This window comes from Mucilaginibacter sp. P2_D11 (assembly GCF_056404435.1).
Genome location: NZ_JBFUEA010000011.1, coordinates 58,808 through 83,174, shown reverse-complemented (window position 1 = coordinate 83,174; position 24,367 = coordinate 58,808). Strand labels below are relative to the sequence as shown.

Annotated in this window: 19 protein-coding genes; 9 read left to right on the top strand and 10 right to left on the bottom strand. The window is 47.9% G+C overall.

The features are described from left to right. The first annotated feature begins 125 nt into the window (after window positions 1-125). From AC1DXC_RS18020 to AC1DXC_RS18010, 3 genes are all read left to right on the top strand, one after another. Window positions 126-374 carry a hypothetical protein gene (locus tag AC1DXC_RS18020; protein WP_477460564.1) on the top strand — a complete coding sequence of 83 codons (249 nt, stop codon included), beginning with the start codon at window positions 126-128 and terminating at the stop codon, window positions 372-374. A 232-nt stretch (window positions 375-606) separates the two neighbouring features. Further along, complete coding sequence (locus tag AC1DXC_RS18015; RefSeq protein ID WP_477460563.1) at window positions 607-1,317, top strand: sensor histidine kinase; 711 nt, start codon at window positions 607-609, stop codon at window positions 1,315-1,317. A 3-nt stretch (window positions 1,318-1,320) separates the two neighbouring features. Then, window positions 1,321-1,947, top strand: coding sequence for a response regulator (locus tag AC1DXC_RS18010; protein WP_477460562.1), 627 nt, complete (start codon window positions 1,321-1,323; stop codon window positions 1,945-1,947). A gap of 352 nt (window positions 1,948-2,299) precedes the next feature. On the opposite strand, the gene AC1DXC_RS18005 is transcribed toward AC1DXC_RS18010, so the two are convergent. The 9 genes from AC1DXC_RS18005 to AC1DXC_RS17965 all read right to left on the bottom strand — a co-directional run bounded on the left by AC1DXC_RS18005 (window position 2,300) and on the right by AC1DXC_RS17965 (window position 19,240). Then, complete coding sequence (locus tag AC1DXC_RS18005) at window positions 2,300-3,100, bottom strand: carboxylesterase family protein (RefSeq protein ID WP_477460561.1); 801 nt, start codon at window positions 3,098-3,100, stop codon at window positions 2,300-2,302. Window positions 3,101-3,518: 418 nt separating this feature from the next. Beyond that, complete coding sequence (locus AC1DXC_RS18000; protein ID WP_477460560.1) at window positions 3,519-4,868, bottom strand: glucoamylase family protein; 1,350 nt, start codon at window positions 4,866-4,868, stop codon at window positions 3,519-3,521. 17 nt (window positions 4,869-4,885) lie between these two features. Next, window positions 4,886-6,556, bottom strand: coding sequence for a glucoamylase family protein (locus tag AC1DXC_RS17995; protein ID WP_477460559.1), 1,671 nt, complete (start codon window positions 6,554-6,556; stop codon window positions 4,886-4,888). 417 nt (window positions 6,557-6,973) lie between these two features. After that, window positions 6,974-7,807: a LamG domain-containing protein gene (locus AC1DXC_RS17990; RefSeq protein WP_477460558.1), complete on the bottom strand. Its 834-nt coding sequence runs from the start codon at window positions 7,805-7,807 to the stop codon at window positions 6,974-6,976. Window positions 7,808-7,827: 20 nt separating this feature from the next. After that, the gene (locus tag AC1DXC_RS17985) at window positions 7,828-9,312 is read right to left on the bottom strand and encodes a RagB/SusD family nutrient uptake outer membrane protein (protein WP_477460557.1); all 1,485 of its coding nucleotides are present in this window, start codon (window positions 9,310-9,312) and stop codon (window positions 7,828-7,830) included. 10 nt (window positions 9,313-9,322) lie between these two features. Beyond that, window positions 9,323-12,346, bottom strand: a complete 3,024-nt coding sequence (locus AC1DXC_RS17980) for a SusC/RagA family TonB-linked outer membrane protein (RefSeq protein WP_477460556.1) — start codon at window positions 12,344-12,346, stop codon at window positions 9,323-9,325. A 261-nt stretch (window positions 12,347-12,607) separates the two neighbouring features. Continuing rightward, a complete protein-coding gene (locus AC1DXC_RS17975) occupies window positions 12,608-15,496 on the bottom strand; it encodes a ligand-binding sensor domain-containing protein (protein WP_477460555.1) in 2,889 nt (962 codons plus the stop codon). A 104-nt stretch (window positions 15,497-15,600) separates the two neighbouring features. Next, window positions 15,601-16,560 (bottom strand): oxygen-dependent tRNA uridine(34) hydroxylase TrhO, encoded by a 960-nt coding sequence (gene trhO, locus AC1DXC_RS17970; protein WP_477460554.1) that lies wholly within the window; start codon window positions 16,558-16,560, stop codon window positions 15,601-15,603. Window positions 16,561-16,756: 196 nt separating this feature from the next. Next, the gene (locus tag AC1DXC_RS17965) at window positions 16,757-19,240 is read right to left on the bottom strand and encodes a DUF5686 family protein (RefSeq protein WP_477460553.1); all 2,484 of its coding nucleotides are present in this window, start codon (window positions 19,238-19,240) and stop codon (window positions 16,757-16,759) included. A 123-nt stretch (window positions 19,241-19,363) separates the two neighbouring features. Between AC1DXC_RS17965 and kbl the strand changes: the two genes are divergently transcribed. From kbl to AC1DXC_RS17935, 6 genes are read left to right on the top strand one after another with little or no spacing between them, the layout of a single operon-like run. After that, complete coding sequence (gene kbl / locus AC1DXC_RS17960) at window positions 19,364-20,554, top strand: glycine C-acetyltransferase (RefSeq protein WP_477460552.1); 1,191 nt, start codon at window positions 19,364-19,366, stop codon at window positions 20,552-20,554. A gap of 48 nt (window positions 20,555-20,602) precedes the next feature. Further along, entirely contained in the window at window positions 20,603-20,887 is a 285-nt protein-coding gene (locus tag AC1DXC_RS17955; RefSeq protein ID WP_477460551.1) for a DUF6364 family protein, read from the top strand. Next, window positions 20,877-21,296 (top strand): PIN domain-containing protein, encoded by a 420-nt coding sequence (locus AC1DXC_RS17950; protein ID WP_477460550.1) that lies wholly within the window; start codon window positions 20,877-20,879, stop codon window positions 21,294-21,296. Before AC1DXC_RS17955 ends, AC1DXC_RS17950 begins: the two co-directional genes overlap by 11 nt. Further along, window positions 21,296-22,333, top strand: coding sequence for a phenylalanine--tRNA ligase subunit alpha (gene pheS / locus AC1DXC_RS17945; RefSeq protein ID WP_477460549.1), 1,038 nt, complete (start codon window positions 21,296-21,298; stop codon window positions 22,331-22,333). Before AC1DXC_RS17950 ends, pheS begins: the two co-directional genes overlap by 1 nt. After that, complete coding sequence (locus tag AC1DXC_RS17940) at window positions 22,330-22,821, top strand: Rieske (2Fe-2S) protein (RefSeq protein WP_477460548.1); 492 nt, start codon at window positions 22,330-22,332, stop codon at window positions 22,819-22,821. Before pheS ends, AC1DXC_RS17940 begins: the two co-directional genes overlap by 4 nt. 3 nt (window positions 22,822-22,824) lie before the next feature. After that, on the top strand, window positions 22,825-23,406 hold the full coding sequence (locus tag AC1DXC_RS17935) for a TetR/AcrR family transcriptional regulator (RefSeq protein WP_477460547.1): 582 nt from the start codon (window positions 22,825-22,827) through the stop codon (window positions 23,404-23,406). Between the two features lie 4 nt (window positions 23,407-23,410). On the opposite strand, the gene AC1DXC_RS17930 is transcribed toward AC1DXC_RS17935, so the two are convergent. Continuing rightward, on the bottom strand, window positions 23,411-24,259 hold the full coding sequence (locus AC1DXC_RS17930) for a TIR domain-containing protein (RefSeq protein ID WP_477460546.1): 849 nt from the start codon (window positions 24,257-24,259) through the stop codon (window positions 23,411-23,413). Window positions 24,260-24,367: the final 108 nt, after the last annotated feature.

Sequence of the window (24,367 nt, the reverse complement as noted above, 5' to 3'; positions counted from 1 at the left end):
ACAAAGCATTACAATAATAAACATTATCGGCGTAAAATCAGTGGATTTTTTTGGAGGAAGCAGTGTTTAGCCTTGTACCAAACATACCCGGCCACCACCTGTTATCCTTAAAAATAACAGAACCCATGAGCGAGCCTAAAGACAAATCCCCCATACAGCACCCAACCGGCGACCCGAAAGTAGATGCCGCTGAACAGGATGTGATCACCAACAACGAAGAGTCCAACAAAATCGTCAACACTGATGATGCCGTGGCCGATATGGAGGGTATCGAAACTACCCTGAGCGAGGATGAACCCTCCACCGCCCTCAATGCCGACCGCGACATAACCAATAGTGAGGAAGCCAATGGCGATGAACCGGTGGTGAATTAACGCGCGAATAAATACCTGCAATACGGTATAGCTATTAAACTTTCCGGGCTTTAGCTTTATGCTACTGGGGTGGAGTATCAAACATAAGCATTTGAGGATGCCGATGACATCGCAGCTTGCAGCTTAAGCCATGTATATCGCAATATCTACATTATATTCACCACTGGTATTAACGGGAAATCGCGTTAGTGCAATCGGCCTGATTTGCGCTATATTTATCTTTTCCGTTGCAATGGGCTACCTGCTTTACAACCGCTACCAGCTTAGGCAAACGGCCATTTTGCAGGAAGGGATAATAAAGCGGCAAGAGATGGCTACCAAAGGCATTATAGATGCCGAAGAGGATGAGCGGCGGCGCATAGCCGGCGATTTGCACGATGGCGTGGGGCAGCTGCTATCGGCAACGCGCATGAATTTGGATACCCTGCTGGAGCTCATAAAACTTACCGACCCGGCCAGCCTGGCCCTTGCCGCCAAAATAATGGACATGGTTGATGAAGGTTGTAACGAGGTACGCGACATTGCCCACCAGATGATGCCCGATGTGCTATTGAAGATGGGCCTGGCAACAGCCCTGCGCGATTTTGTGGATAAGATAGATTCGCAGCGACTGAAGATTGTACTGCAAATTGCCGGACTGGAAAACAGGCTGGATAACAGCGTAGAGGTGGTGCTTTACCGGGTGATACAGGAAACGGTAAACAATGTGCTAAAGCACGCAAAGGCAACGCAGTTGGATATACAGGTAATGATGGACGGACACGAGTTATCGGTAACCATTGAAGATAATGGGGTAGGGTTCGACAGCAACCGTCGCGGAGAAATCGGTGGCATAGGCATCAAGAATATCCTTACCAGGGTTGCGTATTTAAAAGGAACCGTAGATATATCATCGTCGCCGGGGATGGGGACACTGGTGGCAATTTTGATACCTTTACCATAAATTATGAGCGCTAAAAGTATTTTTATTGTAGACGACCACCAGATGGTTATCGACGGGTTGAAACTCATCATCAGTACCATACCGGGTTTTGAGGTAATAGGCGAAAGTACCAGCGCGCCACGTGCACTGGATAGGTTTGCAGAGCTTATGCCCGATATTTTGCTTACCGATGTGAGCATGCCCGAGATGAGCGGCATAGAATTTACCCGACTGGTGAAAAAGAAATACCCGCAGGTAAAGGTGCTGGCGCTGTCCATGTTCAGCGAGAGCCAGGTGGTGGCCGAGATGATAGATGCAGGCGTAAGCGGCTACATCCTCAAGAACACCGGCAAGCAGGAACTGGTTGAGGCGCTGGGCAAAGTGGCATCCGGGCAAAACTATTTCGGGCCGGATATTACCTTACAGCTGATGAAATCGTTCAAGCGTAACCAGGAGGAATCGCGGCTTACGGATAGGGAGATAGAGATCATCAGGATGATAGAGCAGGATTTTGGCAACAAGAAAATTGCCGACCTACTGTTCATTAGCGAGCGCACCGTAGAAACCCACCGAAAGAACATCCTGCGAAAAACCAATACCCAAACCGTCGTGGGCCTGCTTAAATACGCTTACGAACGCAAGATTATCTAGGGCACATACCCGCCATAATTTTCCAGGGTTATTTTATAGAAATGTCGGAAAAATTCGATGGAATTGGGTCGGACCGGCAGAAGCCTACTGTCGATTTTCGTCAGCCGCTGCAGGTAAAAATTTGCCAAAAAACCGTAAAAAATCCGAGTTTTTCGGAGGTTTTTCGGTGTTTTTCTTAGTTTTTTGGGTGATTTTCCTGCGGAACTCAAAACGGCCAAATTTGCATGCAATGGCGTTTTTACCCCAAAAATACACTTTTTGACCGAAAAAAAATTCCAGCTTTTTCCAATAAATCGCACCTGTTTCAGCTATAAATTTCCAGGAATTTCCAGCCTTCCTAATTCATCCTTTTTTATTTACTATGCGAGAATAGCCAGGGTATCAGATCCGGCTCTGCGAAGGCATCGTCCCAACTGTTATGGCCATCGTTGGGGTACACGGTGTATTTAGGGGTTGCGCCGGCTTCTTTAAGTGCTGCTACCATTACCTCCGAATGATCCGGCGGTACCACGTTATCCTTGGCCCCGTGGAATATCCACATCGGCACTTTTTTGGCGTAGATTTTAGCGTTGTTGGTGTTATCGCCGCCGCAGATGGCAAAGGCCGCCGCGAACGTTTTGGGCTTGCGCCGCAATATCTCAAAGGTACCCATGCCGCCCATAGACAGGCCGCCGATGTACACCTGCTTTTTATTGATGTATGGCTTCTCCAGCATTTGGTCTACCAGGGCCAGCAGCGCGCTCATGGCAGCGGTAGGCTCGCCACCCTCCTGAAAATGGAACTGCCATTTACCTGTCGCGGTTGTATCTGCCTTTACATTGCTCCAGAAACTGCTTTTGGGGCATTGCGGGTAAACTACAATAGCCGGGTACTTTTTGCGGATGGTATCATCCAGGAACAATTTTGGCCCATAGGCAAGTTGCACATCGTTATCGTTACCGCGCTCGCCTGCACCATGCAGTACGAAGATGAGCGCATACTTTTGCTTGGGATTGAATTTTTTGGGGAACAGGATGCGGTAGGGCAGGGTATCTGTTTTGTTGATGAACGAACCCCTGTCGAAAGCGGAGTTTACCTGCGCAGCGGCAAAAAAAGGCGATGCCAGGCATAATATGCCCAGCATCCCTGTAATCAATATCTTCTTCAAAGTCATAGTATCAGTTTAAGGTGTTGCGTATATCCACGCCCCGGAAAAAACAACCACCGTCATGCTGAACTTGTTTCAGTACCCCATCATAAAAGTTGCCACCGTGCTTAACGGCTTTGTAAGCTGGCTTCCCGCCGTGTGGGGTGCCGAAATAAATTCGGCATGACGTTTTTTTATTTTCCAAGTACGTCGGGTATCTATGTAAACGTAAATAAATTATACTTTATTCCCACCGCGCCCCCAAAATATTTTGCGCTTGCTATAAACTTTAGGTATGTCTCGTCCAACAGATGCTTCGTTCTTGCTCCTAACAAATACTTTCTATTTTGTCATTCTGAGCGATAGCGAAGAATCTACTAGCCACAATGCGTATCCGATTTGCAAGTCGGTTAATAGATGCTTCGTTCCTCAGCATGACAAGCCCCTAATTTTTGCCAATATACGGGCTTTTGAAATCGAGTTTTTTAAGGCCCTGCTGCACCTCGGGCGCGCTCATAAAAAGCTTCCAGAGCAAGCCGCTGCGGTAGTTCTCAATCATTACTACCTGCGGACCCTGGTCTATCGCCAGGTACGATTTTCCGTACCAATCTTTCTGCTCGCTAAAAGCATCGGTAAAGCCGTATTCGCCCCAAATCTTATCGCCCAGATCATAATAGAAATGGCGCAGGGCCTGCATCGAATATTTAGGTGTATAAGGGAATGCCGATATGGCCGCCGTTGGCGATATTACCCCCAGATCGTTGGTGGGCGAGTGGGCATTGTAACCCTCGTAGTTATCGCTGGCGGTAAGGCCCCAGCAATTTTCGCCATAGCCTTTGAACTTTTTGGGGTTATCCAGGCAATAAGCGCGGTTGATGAGCGTGTGGTTAAGATTTTGTTCCCAGTAGTCGGCGTAGCGATCTTTAAGCCCGGTTGGGTTGAGGCCCATGAACGAGTATTGCGAAAAGAACAGCGGGCCGCCGTAGTCGAAACCCAGGGGCAGTTTATAGCCATAAAAGGTTTGCCCGTTCTTAAAGAAATCGCTTTGCGCCCAGCCGCGGTGGTAAACATCGGCGCTAACCGGGTAGCGGTCGCCACTTTCGGCAAGGATGTAGGTAATTAAACATTCGTTGAAGCCACGGATAGGGAAATTCATCACCCAGCCGTTGTTAGGGCTCCAGTGCCAGTACAGGTTATCGCGGCCGCCCTGGGTGTACCAGCTCCATTCTATCTCGCCCCACATCCAGCTGATCACATCGCGTATGTGGCGTTCTTTTGGGGTGTTGGCGGTAAAGTATTGCTTGGCGCAGATAAGGCCCTGGAACAGGTACGAGGTCTCTACCAGATCGCCGCCATCATCTTTACGGCCAAAGCGGATGGTTTTGCCTGTTTCGCCATTGAGCCAATGCGGGAACACGCCGTGGTAAGCATCGGCCTTCCACAAAAAATCTACCATTTTGGTCATGCGGTCAACCGCCTGCTCGTGCGTAACGAATTTGCGGTGGTCGGCGGCAATCAGCGCCATAATGCCGAAACCGCTGCCGCCGGTGGTTACTACTTCGTTGCCGTAATCGAAGGCTACGTTGCTGCGTTCGCGGGCCAGGCCGCTGGTGGGGTGGCCAAAATCCCAAAAGTAACGGAATGTTTGGCGTTGTACCACGTCTAACAGGGCGCTATCGCTCAGGTTTTTGATAATGCCTACCGGCTTGATGCCATCGGCAACCTTGTTGACTTTTTGGGCAAAGCTGCCTGTTGCCATTAAGGAAAGCAACGACAGGAGGTATAATTTCTTCATTTCTTCTGTTTATAGTGTTATAAATTGGGGCTGGTAAAGCCAAGCCCTTTCATGCCGGTTTTAATTTCGGGGCAGCTCATGAATAAGTTCCAGAGCAAGCCGCTGCGGTAGTTCTCTATCATCACGATTTCCGGCCCCTGGTCTATCGCCAGATACGAGCTGGCAAACCATGGGTTGGTGAGGTTGAAAGCATCTTTGAAGCCATAATCGCCCCATAGCTTATCGCCCAGTTTGTAATAAAAAAAGCGGAGGGCCGCCATTGATTGTGTGGGCGTATATGGCAGGGAAGATATAGCCGCAGTTGGTGATATTACCCCAACATCGTTAGTGGGCGAGCTTGCGGTGTAGCCATTTTCGATATCGCTTGCGGTAAGGCCCCAGCAGTTTACGCCGTAGCCGGTGTTGCTATTGGGGTTGGCTACGCAGTAATTGTAATTGATGAGGCTATGCGCCTTGGCCTGGTCCTCGTAATTGGCGTAGGCATCGGCCAGGCCGGTTGGGTTTATGCCCAGGAAGGAGTAATGCTCAAAAAACAACGGTCCCGCCTGTGGAGGGCCTAAAGGTAGTTTTACGCCATAGTAGGTGTTGCCGTTTTTAATGCTGCCGTTGCTCGCCCAGCCATTGTCATAAACTTCTTTGGGGATGCCATGCGTAGGGGAGGAGGCCGCAAGTGCGTACACTACCAATGCCTCGTTCCATCCTGTGATCTTCATGTTAATGGCCCATCCGTTGCTGGGGCTCCAGTGCCAGTACAGCACGTTTTGTCCGCCCTGCCTAAACCAGTCCCACTCTACGTTATTGTACAGCGTGGTGATATCGGCACGCAGGGTAGTTTCATCGCTGCCTGCGCCGCTGTAGTATTGGCGTGCAGTAAGCAGACCCTCCATCAGGAAAGCGGTCTCCACCAAATCAGCGCCATTATCTAAATTGCTAAAGGGTTGTACTGCCCCGGTTGCGCCGTTTAGCCAATGCGGGAACGCGCCATGGAAGGTAACCGCCTTGGTTTTCAAAAAGCCGACTATCTTTTGCATACGAGCCAAACCATCGGCACGAGTGATGAAGCCACGATTTACTGCGGCCACCATGCCCATTATGCCAAAGCCGCTGCCGCCGGTGGTAACCACGTCGCCATTGGTGTTGCGTTCGCGGGCAAGGCCACTGGTGGGGTGCCCAAAATCGTAAAAGTACTTAACTGTTTGTTTCTGTACCAGATCAAGCAAAGCATCGTCGCTTATCGTAGGGAACTTATCGTTAGCATCGATAGCGGTAACCAGACTAACGTCTATACCCGATTGCAGGTAGCCGCCCTTGGTCGACTTTAATGCCGTTGTAATACTAAGCGTATATTTTTGAATAGCATTGAGGGTAGGCGAAACAACAATGGTGCTATCACTGTTTTTGTAGGTGACCATGTAGGGTGCTATAGCGCCACTGCGGTCCTTCAGCGTTAATGCGTTGCTAACCGAATTGTGGTCAACAGCTGCCAGAAACGAAACTTCGATAGAAGGTGCCTGGCTAACATTATTGTAAGTAAAGCCACTAACAACACCGTCTACTTTCAGCGTATTGAAGCTGAAGGATGTTGTAACCGGCGGTACCGGCGGGGCCGGCGTAGGGGAACTGCCTTTACCACAGGCAAAAAGCAATAACGATAAGTACATCCCCGCATAAATCCTTAAATCTCTCATCTGTTTTCTGTTTTTCAGCTTTGTAGCAAATAGTGTTCAAAATAATCCTGCAAGCCCGCGTCGCGAGTTGACTCACCCTCCCCACAGCTGTGGGGACTACCCGACCCTCTCTGCTTCGCAAAGAGGGTTTAGCTTCAATTCGTTTCACCCTTATTTCCCTCTCTGCTTTGCAAGAGGGTTTTAGCTTCAGTTTGTGTTCACCCTTCTTTCTTCACCCTCTTTGCGAAGCAGAGAGGGTCGACGCACGATAGTGCCGTCGGGCCTGCCTGTCGGCAGACAGGGTGAGTCAAATATACGAGCGACAAGAAGCGAACTTTCAATGTTTCGAACACTCAAGCCTGATAGCCTGCGTTTAAAAAATCATAAAAAAAGGTTGCCCGGTTATTACGCCGGGACAACCTCAACCCCAATCAAATATTACTTTCCTCTGCCTTCGAGCTTTACCAGCGCACTAATGTCTGCTGCGCTCAAGGCTTTATTGTAAACTCTTACTTCATCAAGCTGGCCGGTAAGGAAACTTGCCCATGGCTCTGCACCATGAGAGGATGTTTGGCTCGGGCTCGTCATGAACTGAACGGTGCCGAATACAAACTTGCCAACGTTTTTAAGTGCTAGCGGACCTGCCAGGCCTGAAAGCGTACCTGCCTTTAAAAGCGATCCGTTAAGGTAAACGCTAACAGTTGAATTAGCCTGATCGTAAGTAACGGCCATGCTGTTCCATTTATCGAACAGGTTTACGGCGTTATTGATCTCCAGGGTCCTGTCATCTGTTCCGTTGAACACATGGATGCGGAGTTTACCTGCATCGTTAGTACTGCCGTTTTCTATAAAAAACTCAATGTTACCCCAAAAGCCTGTGGTGTTAGCCAGCGAAAACAAGCCAATTACGCCGGTTGACGGAGGAGGCGTTTTGAACCATTCTGTTACGGTGAAGCTGGTAAGGCTTGCCACCGATGCAGGGGGCGTGCCTATAATATAACCGTTTGTAGCGCCTTGCAAAGCCTGCCCCTTGATACCAGCAGCATAACCTATGCCGGTTGCTGTGCCGGTGGTGTTTGATACGCTATCCACAGCGTTGCCGTTGAAACCATAGTATGCTACCAAATTAGCTGTGGCTATCTCCTTGCTGCTGGTGTACCCGCCTATAGATAATGGCGGGGCATAAGTAGAGGGGTCGAACTTTTTTTGGCATGCTGATAGCCCAAGCACCAATGCCGACACGGCTACCAATTTATATGTAATTTTTTTCATGACGTTCTCTTTTGAATTGATTAGTAACCTGGGTTTTGAGTTAATACGCCTGCACTCAGATCTATCTCTGCCTGCGGAATGGGCCAAACCTCGTTCTTGCCTGCTTTCCAGCCTTTAGGGCCGAATACCGCGGTACCGCGTCCCTGGCGGATAACATCGAAGTAACGGTCGAATTCCATAGCAAACTCTACGCGCCTTTCTTTCCAGATGGCTGCCTGCAATGCTGCTTTATCGGTAGTGGTAACCTTTGGCAGTATGGCTGCATTGCCGGCACGTGCACGCGCCCTAACCAGTTCAAGGGAGGCAATTGCCTGCGCGCTGTTGCCGGTTTCGTTTGCTGCTTCGGCATTCATCAGCAATACATCAGCATAGCGTATAACGCGTATGTTTTGCTGCACGCCCTCGTTAAAACCGCTTACCCACTGGCTGAACGGTACGTATGATTTTTGATTGTACATAGGGTTATCGCCCACTGCGTCTATAGCATCGCCCTCAGGCGTAGTTTCGCCACGGAAGATGATGGTTGCATCGCGGCGCGGATCGCCCGGCTCATAGGCGTTGGCCAAATCCAGGGTTGGTACATTAAAACCCCAGCCGCCACCATTAGCGCCCCTTACGCCTTGCACTTGTGAGTACTGCGAGTTTGATGCATCGCCATTGCCTTTTACCAAATCGCTCTGTATCTCAAATACCGACTCGGAGTTGTTCTCGTTATTGGTGCGGAACAGCTGCTCGTAGTTAGGGAACAACGAGTAACCCAGGCCCATTACCTGGTTGGTATAGTTAAGCACGTCGGCCCATTTTTGCTGGTACATGGCTACTTTGGCGTGCAGTGCAAGCGCGGCACCTTTAGTTATACGTCCTGCATCGGCAGCGCCATAGCTTTGTGGCAGTGTTGCGGCGGCATCGGTCAAATCCTGCTCAACGGCGGCCCAAACCTCGGCCTTAGGCGTACGCGGTTTGTTGTATTCAGTTGCATCTTTAGGCACGTTTAGGCGCAATGGCACATCGCCAAAAGCACGCACCAGCCTGAAGTAGGCGTAAGCGCGGATAAACTTAGCTTCGGCCAGGTACCTGTTCTTCAGGTTGGCATCCATGCTGATGTTGGGTACGTTATCCAATACCTGGTTGGCAAAGTTGATGGTTTGATACTGGCCGGCCCAGAAATCGGCAATCTGGCCATCGGTAGATGATGCCGTATAGTTATCGAAGTTGTTGAAGAACGATGCATCGTTCACGCTGCTGCCTTTTTCGGCATCGTCAGACGGTACGCTTTCCACCGCAATAGGCGCAAAAGCGATGTTCTTCCACTCGTGCAGGTTGGCATACATAGCGTTTACGGCCTTGGTAGCATCGTCCTGCGTTTTCCAGAACTGTACGGCCGGGGTTGCTGCCTGGCGCGGCTCATCAAGGAATGATTTTTTACACGATTGTGCAGTAATTAATACCGCTGCAAAAAGCGCAATACCTGTTACTTTTTGCATGTTATATTTTTTGAAGTTCATCTTTGATCAATTAAAAAGTAACGTTTACACCAAAGTTATAAGTTGCGTATAACGGATATACGTTATTATCGATACCTGCATTTGTAGGTGCTCCACCAATTTCGGGGCTAAAGCCTTTGTATTTGAAGAAGTTGATAGGGTTTTGTGCGTTGGCAAAGAACCTTACCTTTTGCATATGCAGCGTTTTAGACAATGCCGACGGCAGGCTGTAACCCAATTGGATGTTCCTTATCCTTACGTAAGCGCCGCTTTCTACATAGAAAGAGTTTGGTGCCGAGTTGGTAGTTGAACCAACGTTTACTGATGGGTAAGTGTTGGTACTGTTAGCGCCTGTCCAGCGGTTATCGTAAAAATCTTTGCTGAAGTTTTCGTTACCGAAACGGTAGGCGATGTTGGCATTGTAGATGCTTACGCCTGCCACGCCCTGTGCATCAATAGCCAGATCGAAGGCTTTATAAATGAACGAGGTGTTTAAACCGAAAGTGTATTTCGGGTTAGGGTCGCCAAGCGATATACGGTCTTTACCATCGATGATTTTATCGCCGTTTTGGTCTACGTATTTAAAGTCGCCTGGTTTTGCGCTTGAGGCTTGTGCCGAAGAGGTAACCTCAGCAGCAGTTTGGAATATGCCTGCCACCTGGTAACCGTAAAACTCGCCGATTGGGCTGCCCAATACGGTACGGGTTGACAGCGCTCCGTTTGCAAGGCCACCGCCACCTGCATAGATAGGGTTGGCACCGGTTACGGTTGATAATACTTTGTTTTGGTTGTAGCCAACGTTGCCGCCTACTGTGTAGCTGAAATCGCTGTTTACAGTACCTCTCCAGGTTGCAGAGAATTCTACGCCTTTGTTCACGAAATCGGCCTGGTTGCCTATGATAGTGCCCGAACCGGTACCCACTGATGACAGGATAGGGATAGCGAAGATGGCCTGTTGTGTTTTACGGTTGTAGTAATCCAACTCGAAGGTTAAACGGTTGTTCAATACGCCCGCCTCTAAGCCTATATCGGTGCCGACGCCGCGCTCCCAAAAGATAGCAGGGGGGACCACAGAGTTAACGCTTGCACCGGTGTACGGCACCTGACCGGTACCGAAAATTGCGGTAAGGTAAGCTGCCTGGGTTACGCTTAAGGTAGTTGGGTTGAACGGCACGCCCGAGTTACCCACTTTACCCCAGCTGGCGCGCAGTTTCAGGTTATCGAAGATGTGCTGATCCTGCATAAAAGGTTCTTTGCTGATTACCCAGCCTGCACCCACCGATGGGAAGTAACCCCAAACGTTGTTGCCATAAAACTGCGAAGCTCCATCCTGCCTGATAGAGGCATTCAACAGGTACCTGTCTTTAAATGCGTAGTTTACACGGGCAAAGTATGATAAGGCAGTGTTTAACGAACCGCCGTCGGTTACGTTACGGCCTGTAGTACTACCTAACGACAGGTAAAGGTCGGCATCGCCATTGCTGTAAGGCACGTTTTGTGCACTAGCGTTGAAGTTGTACGATTTGTAACGCTGAGCGGTATGGCCCAGTAACACGGTTAACCTGTGATCCTTAGCGAAGGTGTTTTCGTAGGTTAAGGTGTTTTCCCAAATCCAGTTGCGGGTTTCGGTACGGTTTACCGATAGTACGCTCAGGTTATTGCGCTGCGCAAGCGTAGCCGTGTAAACAGGCGTGTAGTTGCGCACTTCGGCCTGGCCTATATCGCCACCGAAGCTTGTGCGGATCTTAAAGTGCTTGAGGAAATTAACCTCGGCATACGCGTTACCGGTAAAACGGTAGTTCTGCGATCGCTGGTTATAAAAATCGAGCGTTGCCTGTGGGTTAAAGTTGTTACCGCCGCCCAGGTTATAATCGTTAGGGTCGCCGTAGCTGCCATCGGCATAATATACCGGCAACACAGGGCCTGCAGCGTACATCTGGCGGAATATACCGCCGGGGATATCGTTTGACTTACTGTACAAGCCGCTCACGTTGTAGCCTAATTTAATAGCGGTAAAAGGTGTGTAATCGTTTGTTAAACGGGCGGTGTAGCGTTTGTAGTTATTGCCTTTAACGTTACCATCCTGATCAAGCATACCAACCGAGAAGTTGTACTTCGATTTTTCGGTACCGCCGTTAACCGACACGTTGTGGTTGGTTACGAAGGCATCCCTTAAAATTTGCTTGTACCAGTCGGTGCCCGCGCCGAAGCTGTTCGCATCGGCAAATAAAGGTGAGCCGCCATTAGAAACGGCTAATTCGTTGATTGCTGTAGCGTACTCGGTAGCATTGGCCATTTTCACCGGGTTGGTAACGGTTTGCCAGCCTGCGTAGCCATTGTAGTTAACGGTAGCTGTACCGGTTTTGCCACGCTTGGTGCTTACCAATACAACGCCGTTTGCTGCGCGGATACCGTAGATGGCGGTGCTGGATGCATCTTTAAGGATGCTGATGTTCTCAATGTCGCTGGGAGCCAGGAAGCTGATATCATCATACCAAACACCATCTACTACATAAAGCACGTTGGTGTTACCGTAAATGGTACCTGTACCGCGTATTTTGATTTGTGGCGATGCGCCGGGCGAACCCGAGTTGGTAATTTGTACACCGGCCACCTTGCCTTGTAAGGCAGACACGGGGTTTACCGAAGCTTGTTTGGAAATGTCATCGCCTTTTACGGTTGCGACAGAACCGGTTACATCAAGCTTGCGCTGGGTACCGTAACCTACAACTACAACCTGGTCTAGTTGGGTTGATGACGGTTGCAGCTTGATATCTAAATTTGTTTGGCCGTTTACGGCAACCGATTGTGTGGTGTAGCCTATATAGGAGACCTGTAAAGTTGCGTTTGACGCGGCGTTTAACGAAAAAGCGCCGTTGACATCGGTTTGGCTACCTGTTGATGTTCCTTGTATCGCAACCGTTACGCCGATAAGCGGCTCGCCTGTTTTAGCATCAGTAACTTTACCTTTTACGATAATGTTTTGAGCTAACGCGAAAGTTGAGAAAAAAGTGAACAATAGAAGTAACCCCGAGATAGTATAAATTCTCTTCATAGTGGGTAGTGATTTGTAAGTACTTAGATTAATTGGTTTTTTTGATAGTGCGAAGTTGCGGAGTTAATACATTTTTAACAAATAATGTAACTCTACATTAATACATCACTTTGAAAACGCTTTCTCACAGAAATTTTATGAAAAATGTAAATAACTGACTATTAGATTATTATAATACGAATAGTGTACCAAGTACATACTACAACAACTTCTTAAAGTCTGTTGTATGGGTATAGGCGTATGAGAGGTAATGATGTAGTGTTACAGCTCGATGAGAAACTCCACAAGGTTTTTATCATGCTCTAAGTTGAGCTTTTTACGGAGCCTGTAGCGCCTTATTTCTACCCCGCGGAGGGAAATATTTAAAAGCGAGGCCATTTCTTTGCTGCTCATGTTCATGCGCAGGTAGGCGCACAGTTTTAGGTCGTTGGGTACCAGGTCGGGGTGGTCGTGTTTTAGTTTTTTGAAGAAGTTTTCGTGTGCCTCGTTAAAGCTGCTCTCGAAGATGTTCCAGTCGCGCTCGTCGCTCATGCCCTCGTCAATCACCTTGTGTATTTTCTTCAGTTGCTCTTCGGGCAACTTTTTGCCGGCGCTATCTTTAAAGTTGTTTATCTCCTCGCTTATCTTCTGCAGTAGTTCGTTTTTGTAAACGATATTCATAGCGCTGTTGGCCAGTTCGCGGTTTTTGCTTGCAAGATCGGCCTGTAGTTGTTCATTTTTGATGGTGACAATATGCTGCTCGTTGGCAATAGCTTCCTGCCGTAAAAACTCTTCTTTTTCGCGTTGCAGCTTTTCCTGTAGGTCTACCCGGTGGCGGCGCAGCTTCAGGCGATAATAATCGCGGATGGCGTAATACGCCAGTATTAGTAATATCACGTAGAAAACGTAGGCAACGTTGCTTGCATACCATGGCGGCGACACCTCGAAAGTAAACACGGTGATATCAGACAATATCTCGTCGTTTATCTTCGCCCGCACTTTAAAGTGGTAAGTCCCCTGGTCAAGGTTGGTAAAATCTTTTTGCCCTTGGGTGCTCCATTCCGACCATTGCCGCGAGTACCCCTCTAAATAATACTGGAATTTTATCTTGGCTTGCCGGTAATAAGGCAGGGTGTAAGAGATGCGGATGTTGTTTTCGGCATGAGGCACTTGCAGGTTATCCAGCATGGCGCCATTGTCGGCCATCAAAGAAATCAGGTCTGTAATGTTCTCTATTTTTCGGATAAGCACTTTGGGGCTGCGGATGCGGCTTTGCAGCAGGGCATCCTCATCGTTTAGGATAACGAAGCCATCATCTACGCTGATGAGGTAGATGGAGTTGTTGATGAGGTTGATGTTTTCGTAATGCTGCACCATTTGTCCGCTCAGGATGCTGAAACGGTTAGAATCGATAGCCAACTTGCCCGGCGCGGAAAGATCGGCAAGGGAAACGCGGCCATTGTTGATAAACCAATATTTTTTGCCAATGGCCGGTATCAATTTGCCCGACGAGGCGAATGTGCCCAGCTTACTATTAAGTTGCTTGTACTTCTCGAACCGGTCGGCAATATCGTCATAAACAAAAAAGCCCACATCTGAGGAGAACACCACCCGGTTATCTAAATTGAAAACGTTTACGTTATAGCTGCCGGGCAGGCCCTGGTGCTCATCGTAATATTTTACCGAGGTAGCCTTTTTAAGGTCGGCGCTGAGGGTGAGCTTGTATATGCCTTTGTAGGCATGGCTCACCCATATCTGCCCCTTGTTGTCCTGCTCTACATAGCGGGAGGGTTCGCCGAAGCCTTCTATCTTATGGTCGAACACCCAGTTGCCGGCAGCATCCTTGCGGTATATTACCAGGCCGGTGTAGGTGCCTTGTATCAGTTGATGGTCGTTGAGTTTTTTGATGGTCCAGCCGCCGTTTACGCTGGATATTTTGGTGATGGCATTGCCGTTTACCTGGTAGGTACCGTCGTTATGGCCGCAAAGCAGGCGGCCATCCTGCAGGGAGAGGTCCCACACCTGGCCCTGCGAGCCGGGGATGAGCTTAAAATCGAAGGACTGGAACAGCCGCGGGTTGCCGGGTATTACCCAATCGCTGTAAAACAGGCCCTGGTTGGTGCCCAAATATATTTTATTGTTGAAGATGATGCTGGAATACACCGTGCCAAAGCGCCCCGTTTTATCGAAATAAAAGTATAGCGGCGAGTTTACTTCAATGCGGTCGATGCCGTTATCCAGCCCGGCCCAAAGGTTTTGCTCGGCATCGGTATAAAGGCTTAAAACGGTATTGTTTTGTAAGCCGCTCGATTTGTTGATATGCTGGATAACGTTGCCGGCGGTATCGATGATAATAATACCATTGAGGATACTGCCATAGGCGAAGTATTTGCCGGGTATCTGCGCGCCGTTGTTAAGCTGGTAGGTTTTCAGGAAATCGTTCGCCTGGTTGGCCCAGGGCGTAATCTGGCTGCCATTGTAAATAAACAAACCGTTTTTTGCGGTGCCGATAAGGAAACAGTTATTCTTAAAGGGCAGTATAGAAAGCACCCCGCTGTTGCCCAATATTTTGCTGCCGGGTATAAATACCAGTTTATTGTTCTTTAGCTCGAATAGTCCCTCGTTCACTTCCTCCACAAAATAGCGCGAGCTGCATTTAAGCAGGAAAAGGAAAGGTTTGGGGGCTTTTACTACGGTTATTTTTCCGTCGGCGTAGATGAATATCGAACCAAACGACTGGAAGATGACCCGGTTGCCATCTACGTATATCTTCCATATCTCTTCGTTGAGGAGTTGTTTGGTGTTTATCAGGCCAATGAGCGAGTGGTATTTTAAGAAGCCGGCCTTGTTATCTTCCCAGTAGCCAAATTCGCCGAAACCACCTGCGTATATCTTGCCTTTGCCATCGGCAGCAACCGAGCGCACGATCTGGCCGTTGGGCATATGGTAAAGCTGCCAGTATTTGCCATCGAAGGCCAGCAGACCCTCGGCATTGCCAAAGTACATAATGCCATGCTCATCGCGCGTAACCGACCAGTTTTGGTTGCCGCTTTGGTACTGCGCCTTGGTGTAATTTTGCACATAAGGCACCCCGATGCTTTTGATATCGGCCGCGAAAGAGGCAATATTCATTAAGAGCAGGACGGAAGCCAGCAGGACGTTTTTGCGCATAGATGATTGATAGCGATAGGTAGCCGCCAAATATTTGTACGAAAATACGTTTTTGGGGTGGAATAAAATGAAATAAGCTTAGCGATGGCTAAGCTTATCCTATATTAATCTGCCAATTGCAAATTCCCTTTTTTTGCCACATTTACCGGCTGGGGCACTTTTACGTAATAGCCCGTGCCATCGTAAACACGCTTGCGGGGGTGCTCTTTGCAAGCATCGCTGCAACAGCCATCCATGGCGGTGCCGCACTCATCGCACTGAGTAAAGTGTTCGTTGCACTCGGGGTTGGCGCAGTTGATCATCTTTGGCGTGGTTTTGCCGCAGTTTAAGCAGGTAGATATTACCACAGGGTTCACGCTGTTCACATCAACCGAAAGGCGGTTATCGAACACATAGCATTTCCCTTCGAAATCTTCGCCGCCGGCTTCCTTGCCGTATTTAATGATGCCGCCGTGCAACTGGTACACATCGGTAAAACCTTCGTGCAACAGCAGGGCCGATGCTTTTTCGCATTTGATGCCGCCGGTGCAATAGGTGAGTATCTTTTTATCTTTATACTGCGCCAGCTCATTGATCATGGCCGGGAAATCGCGGAAGTTCTCTATATCCAGCGTAAGGGCGTTCTTGAATTTCCCCAGGTTATGCTCATAGTTAGAGCGTACATCAAGCACCACCACATCGTCACGATCTTTCATGGCCAAAAACTCAGCGGGTTCCAAATGCTTGCCGGTTTGTTTCTGCGGGTTGATCACGTTAGGATCGCGCAGGCCCGAATGTACGATCTCCGTTTTATAACGACAGTGCATTTTCACAAACGACGGCTCGTCCACCTCATCTACCTTGAAGTCGATACCGGCGAAGCGTGCATCGGCATGCAGGGTATCCATATAGGTGCTGCAGGCTTCGGCAGTGCCGGAGACGGTACCGTTCAAGCCTTCTTCGGCTACAATGATGCGACCGGTTAAACCTAAGCTTTTACAGAATTTTAAGTGATCGGCAGCAAATTGCTCCGCATCGCCTATTGTTGAATAACAATAGTATAGTAGTGTATTGTATTTTGCCATAATCCATCGATACCGCTGCAAACGGTGTTAAATGAGCCGCAAAGATAGGGAATTAGTCGGAAAGTCGGAAAGTCCGGAAGACGGAAAGTTTGGAAATAGGGAAGACGCGGGCGTTTTACAAGCCACAAAGTCTGAGGGCGAAAATTGCAGCGTCTTTCTGACTTTCGGTCTTTCCGACTTCCGAACTCAACAGGCGCTAGCGTATCCCATAAAATATCCTTATCCCTTGCAGGTACTTTTTGTTGCCGGCGTAGGAGATACCATAATCTACCCGGAAGATGAGGCGCTGCACGCCCACGTAAAACTCGCGGTAGTTGGGGTTGCCCTTGGTGGTTAAATAGTTGGCACCCATTATTTCTTCCAGTTTCAGGCGGCGTAAGAAAGGTATTTTGTTGAGTAATGAGCCTGCGAAGTTATGCTGATAGTGCGCTTCTAAGAAACCCCCGTTGGTGCTGTAGGTATAAAAGGGCAGGAAGTGGAAACTACCGATGTAGGTAGGGTCGAACGTACGGCCCTGGTTACCTAAGTAGTGGTAGTAATCCATAAAATACAGGTGTTTATTGTTGAAATAACCGCCCCCGGTAAGCTTGAAAGCCGAGTACCCCGATAAGCCGATGCGGATATTATACTGCGAAATATCAGCGGACGCAAAATCATAGTTCACGTCAGACCCCAACACACCCTGGAAGCCTTTGCGGTAAGTAACCGTAAGTGTTGGGTACTTAGATGGCAGGTTGAATTTGCCGGTTGGGCGGGTGATGTACTGCTGATCGAACGTAAAAGTAGCTGCCGTGGTAAACGATAGTGCCTGGTGCTCGGGGAATAGAATCGAACGGTCATCCGGCGGGGTGCCGTCTGGCGCCAGGGGGTTGTTGGAGGTGAACTCCTTGTCCTTAACATCAACCAGGTGGCCTAAATTGGTATTGTATAATTGCGAGCGACTGGAATAGCTGAGGCTTGCGCTCCACAATACGCCGTTGGCCACTTCGCGCTGGAAGCCGAAGGCGCCGAAATGCGAGCGGTAATATTTTACATAGTTGTTTTCGCTCAGGATGGTACTCAGCGTGTTGAAGTATAGCGAGCGCGTACCTACATTGTTCAGATCCAGCACATCGCTGCCGAAATTTACCCAGTACTTCGAATTATGGAACGGGTCGTTTAGGTACTCGGCCAACATATTTGCGCTGAATATCTTGTTAGAGAAACCGTAACGCAGGGCAGGGGTTACCGCAAAGGAATGGAAGTCATCAATAATATGGGTATAGCGCACCTTTGCGTTTATGCCAAAGCCCTCTACCGTGTTATAATAAAACGTTTGTAGGAATGGATAGATGTATAGCGAATCCTTTTCGGTACGGTTGCTGGCGTTGTACCCAAATATAATGTAGCCGGGGTAGTTAATACTGTTTTTTGTATGCTGCAGCGTATCGAGGTATGCCTCGGTTTTATGGTAGGCCGCTACACTGTCTTTCTTCTGGTAATCGCGGATTTCTAAGGCCGTGAGCGGTACGGGGCGGTTAAATTCCCAATAGGTGGGGGTTTTTAAGTTCGATGCCGTATCTATTCGCAGCACTTCGCCGGTGAAGAAGCCTTCGGGGTAGCTTGGCTCCAGCTTATAGTTATTGTAGATGCCCTGGTAATAGCCGCCGAATTTAAAGCCCAGCACCGAGCCCTTAAAATTGAACAGCACCGAAACAGGCATCCACACGCTATCGGTAATGGGGATGTATTGCTGCTTTACCTGCAGTGTATCAACCAGGTTTAGCGAGTTGCTTTTACCACGTAGCATCAAATCTACGCTGTAGATGCGCCAATCGCCCTCTACGATGTAGATATTGCCGGTAAAAAGCTGCCCGTATTCGTGCTTGGGGATAACCTCTATTTTATCAATCGTTTGCCCGTTTTGCACGGTGCTGCCAATGAGTTTATAGCGGTAGAAATTGAATGCGTAAGATGCTACAGGCGATACGTAACCACGGGTGCTAAGGCCTGGGATGCTGAAAATGTTATGGTAAAAATTGGCCTGTAAATCTGATGCTTTATTGTAGCCGAAGGCAGTATTGATACCCGCGTTGCGCGATGCGATGGTGATTTCTTTTACTTTATTCGGAGATTGGTAGTTGAAAGTAGATAACGACTCTGATTGGTATAAGATGCCCCGGCCCAGCGAATCAAGATCCAGTGCGCGGGTAACCGCCGCGCTGCGCAAGGATTTTGGCGTACTTAGCAGTTTTTGCACGCCTTTCACATATACGGCGCAGGAGTAGCCTTTTACCTCGTTGAGGTGGGCTTCGCGTTTGGCAATCACCATACGCATAATGGTATCGCCCGGGTCCTGGTTATTGCGCCATTTATCAGAAACCTGGGTAAAGCGTAGCTCTTCATCCAGCATCTGTATATCATGCACCTCGTCGTGGTCGGTAATGGTGATGGTTTCTGCTTTTACCGCATAACCGGCAAGGCGGTAAACTACATTGTAGGTACCGGGACTGAGCTTAAAGTGATAAACGCCTTCTTCGTTGGCGGTAGTGCCGTAGGTAGAGCTGCGGATGTAAACCGATGCAAAGGCAACCGGCTCGTTTTTTTGCCCGGTGATTTTGCCCGACAGGATATATTGCTGCGCAGAGGCGCTGATGGCCGTAAACAGTAAACAAACAAGCAGAGGTAAGTGTCTTTTCATAGGTCTTACAAATAATAGCTTTTTAGTCGAAATGTTTGTTTACTGCTGTAATATATTAAAAATGTTTCAGGTAAGCGGTGGTTTGGCGTTTATGTTTAATTTTGCAGGCTAAACAGCTATTTTATGTACACAACATTGCAGCCGGTTTTACAGCAGGAACTTGCCGATATAGAAGCCGCCGGATTATATAAAAGGGAAAGGATCATCACCTCGCCGCAGGGCGCGGATATTACCGTGCAGGGTGGCCAGGAAGTGATCAACTTTTGCGCCAACAACTACCTTGGGCTATCGGGCAACCAGCGTGTTATAGATGCCGCGAAGGCAACTATGGATACGCACGGCTACGGTTTGTCATCGGTAAGGTTTATCTGCGGTACGCAGGATATACATAAAGAGCTTGAAAAAAAGATAAGCGAATTTCTCGGCACCGAAGATACCATCCTCTACGCTGCGGCTTTCGATGCCAACGGCGGGGTGTTCGAACCCTTGTTCAACGATCAGGATGCTATCATATCTGATGAGCTGAACCATGCTTCTATCATAGATGGTGTGCGCCTTTGCAAGGCACAGCGCCAGCGTTACAAACACGATGACATGGTCGACCTGGAAGAGAAACTGAAAGCAACGCAAGACCTACGCCATCGCATTATCGTAACGGATGGAGCATTCTCTATGGATGGTACCATTGCCCAACTGGATAAGATTTGTGCATTGGCAGAGCAGTACAATGCTTTGGTAATGATAGACGAGAGCCATTGCAGCGGCTTTATGGGCAAAACAGGCCGCGGCACGCACGAGCACCATAACGTAATGGGCAAGATAGATATCATTACCGGTACCCTGGGCAAAGCCCTTGGTGGTGCATCAGGCGGTTTTACTTCCGGCAGGAAAGAAATCATCGATATGCTGCGCCAGCGCTCGCGCCCATACCTGTTCAGCAACACGCTGGCACCGGCTATCACAGGCGCTTCTATAGCCGTATTGGATATGCTGAGCGAAACAACCGACTTACGCGATAAACTGGAAACCAACACCCAATACTTCCGCGAGCAGATGACCGCTGCGGGCTTCGATATAAAACCCGGCGTGCACCCCATAGTGCCCGTAATGCTTTACGATGCCAAGCTTGCACAGGAATTTGCCGCTAAAATGCTGGAAGAAGGTATCTACGTAATCGGTTTCTATTACCCCGTTGTACCACAGGGTAAGGCCCGTATACGCGTACAGATTTCTGCCGCGCACGATAGGAAGCATCTGGATAAAGCTATCGCAGCCTTTACCAAGGTGGGTAAGGAATTAGCGGTGATAAAATAAATGTTACGTATAAGTTTTTTACATTTGTACGTATAAATCGGAATTGATATGGCAACTACAAAACTGACATTGAGTGCTGATGAGCAAACCATTGAGTTGGCCAAAAGGATAGCTTCAGAAGATAATATAAGTGTGTCTAAGCTTTTTAAAGAGCTCCTAAATGATTTTTCGAAGAAAAGGAAAAAAGAAGACCCGCTCATCGAACGCTACAAAAACATGGTGATATCTGACGACATCAAGGCGCTTACAGGAATATTAAAAGGTAAGGTGCCTGATGATGTTGATTATAAAGACCTGAAGTGGGAGTATTTAAAAGAGCGGCATGGCTTATAAACATTTATTTGTAGATAGCGATGTGATATTAGATATGTTGGTTGAGCGAAAGCCATTTTCCATGTACACAGAAATGCTGCTTGAGGAAAAAAAATTGAGCGGTGTTCGATTAAGTACGTCAACGCTCATTATCGCCAACATAAATTACATATTGACCAGAAGTATAGGAAAGACGGGTGCTAAGGAAGGAGTGAAGCGGATTACCAAGCTGTTAGAGATTTTTTCTTTTGAAAAAGATGCTATCGAAAGTGCCCTGGCCGGGTCTTTTACCGATTTTGAAGATGCTATCGAAAATCATATCGCTGTTAAACACAACTGCGACCTCATTATAACCCGCAATATTAAAGACTACAAGCAATCCAACATCCCGGTATTAACTGCCGAACAATTTTTAAGAACAATACTATAATGCAATCAAAAATAGATCAGTACACCAGCGAGATAAAAGCGTTCACGGCTGCTAAGGCCGATGAACTGGAAGCTTTCCGTATTAAATTCTTAGGTACCAAAGGCATCATCAAGGACCTTTTCGAGCAGTTCAAAACCGTTAGTGCCGATGAGAAACGCACTTTTGGCAAAGTGCTTAACCAGTTTAAGCAGCTAACCGAAGCACGGTACGAAGAAATAAAAGAATCGCTCGGCTCTGCAACGGTAGATACCAAATCCGAGATCGACCTCACTTTGCCCGGCAACGGGCTGGAGATTGGCTCGCGCCATCCGCTTTCGTTGGTGCGTAACGAGATCATCGACATTTTCAAACGCTTAGGCTTCGTAGTAGCGGAAGGCCCGGAGATTGAGGACGACTGGCATAACTTCTCGGCCCTTAACTTCCCCGAAGAACACCCCGCCCGCGATATGCAGGATACTTTCTTTATCCGTAAAGGCGACCAGGAGAAAGGCGATATTGCCCTGCGCACGCATACCTCATCGGTACAGGTGCGTATGATGGAGAACGGCAAGCCGCCGTTCCGCGCCATTATGCCCGGTCGTGTTTACCGTAACGAGGCTATTTCGGCCCGTGCGCATTGCTTCTTCCACCAGATAGAGGGGCTTTATGTGGATGAAAACGTTTCCTTCTCAGATCTGAAGCAGACGCTTTACCACTTCGTACAGGAGCTTTACGGCGAAGGTACCAAGGTGCGTTTCCGCCCGTCGTACTTCCCTTTTACCGAGCCATCGGCAGAGATGGATATTTCCTGCACCATTTGTGGCGGAAGTGGCTGCAACATGTGCAAGTACAGCGGCTGGGTAGAAATATTGGGTTGCGGCATGGTAGATCCTAACGTTTTGGAAAACTGTGGCATCGATAGCAAGAAATACACAGGCTTTGCATTCGGCATGGGTATGGAAAGGATTGCCAACCTAAAATATGTGATAAAGGATCTGCGTTTATTCTCTGAGAACGATGTTCGTTTCTTGAAGCAATTTCAAACAGAACTGATATGATGAATAATAGTGAGCGGAGAATGGTGAGTAGCGGATGGTTTGCCTGGCCGATAAAAACCATTCACCGCTTAACTGCTCACTACTCACCATTAATATTATTTGCCGCGTTGGTATTGATGGGTTGCGGCAAGCAAGAAAATGTGATCCCCAGCGTACCGGTTAATTTCCGCGCATCAAAAACCGACCCGCGCCTGGCAGCTTTGAACAGCGCAGGCGGCTCAGTCGTTATATCCGGCTATGGCGTTGCCGGCCTGCTGCTATACCGCCAGGCCGATGGCACCTACAGTTGTTACGACCGTTGCAGCAGCTATCAGCCCGAAAAACTTTGCGCCATTAGTCCCGATAATACCGGCTTTACCGCTACCGACCCTTGCAGCGGCGCCAAGTTCTCGCTTTCGGATGGGAGCCCGGTGAAGGCACCGGCTACAAAATCGCTGCGGGCTTATAGCGTAAATGTGAGTAATTTTGAGATATTTGTATCAAACTGATACATGGAGGCCGATAAAATTAAAGATAGTATTAAGCGGGCAGCGCAGGATCTGTTCCGCAAATTCGGTTACCATAAAACCAGCGTAAACGAAATTGCCAAGCGGGCAAAAATTGCCAAGGCTACCATTTATAAGTACTTTGAGAGCAAGGAAGCCATTTTGCACGTGCTGCTGATGGATTACATTAAGCTGAGTGTTGACGAGTTGATTAACACCAACATCCCCGAAATGGATGAGGAGGCCCACCTCAATAACCTCATCATGAAAACCTGCCGGCTCTCTTACACCGTTTGCAACGAATTTATCGGCTGGGATTTCATCCGCGAAAGCACCAACTCGCAGGATTTTTTAAAGAACCTGAGCAACGAGCTGGAAGACCTGCTGGTAATGAGCTTTACCCAGCTGGCCGGCATCCGCAAGCACGAAACCTACCCGCAGCGCCTGCGTTTTTTGATCAAATGCAGCAAAAGCATCGTATTCAGCTTTGCCTTTACATCGGTAAGCGATAGCGACGTGCGCAAGAACTTCGTGTCCTTCCAAAAGGAGATATTGCCTTATTTGGTAAAGGCAGCAATATTGGTTTAGGGGTTTATTCGTCAAAGAAAAGTCCACGATTAAGTCGAGATTGATTTTTCATTATATAGTATATAGCTCGTTCGAGTCTATGAATTGCAATTGCTAAATCTTCTGGATTTATCGGGACTTCTGAAGATGCACCTGCTAAAGTCGATTTAAGTCTATTGAGGCCCATTTCTAAGTCGTGGATGACTTTCGGACTTATGCCTACACCCGTACGTCGTAATATCGAGGAGAAATATTTTTCGGGGAATAAAAACTCTGGATTTCGAAGCAGTTTAAATTGTTCTCTCGACAACTCTAATATTTCTTCGATTGCATCATTTTTGGCAGCTTTTGAGGCATCATCACCATCCTCATTAGCAGAGACTTTGTTTGCTTCCGGTAAATAAGAGTCAAGTTTCTCTTTTAAAGTTTCCCACCAAACGTCAAAGGTCTTTTTAAGTTTTCCTTCGTCTAGTTTATCAGAAACTAATGCGTTATTTATGCTAAGAACTAATTTTACGAAATCTTTCTTTTCGTAGAGGGTTGATTGAAACTGTAATAAGGGGCTTTTTTTTAAATCCGAAGGCTTGAGTCCGAATAAAAATGGACTCACATTCGAATTGTTAAACGCTTTTGATAACGCTCCAGCCTCAAAATTAATCCATGGTGCCTCTAAATTTTGAGGAGTAATACATAGTATTCCAAAGGATGAATCTTCTAGCTCTTTTGCAATATCAATGCTCCAACGGGTGCCTTTATCGATGTCCTCTGACGACACATAAGGCTGTATGGATTGTATTACAAATGGTAACCAATCCCTTAATTCAATTGCGATTTTATGGCTGAGTTCACCAGACCAACTTAAGAAAACTTTCATTGTTAAGTATTTAGGTTCGCCTAAGGTAAACATTTATTCTGAACAAAATTTCTTCACTTAATTATTTGGAAATATTCCTCTAATTCATTTACTTTGTTATTCAAAGTA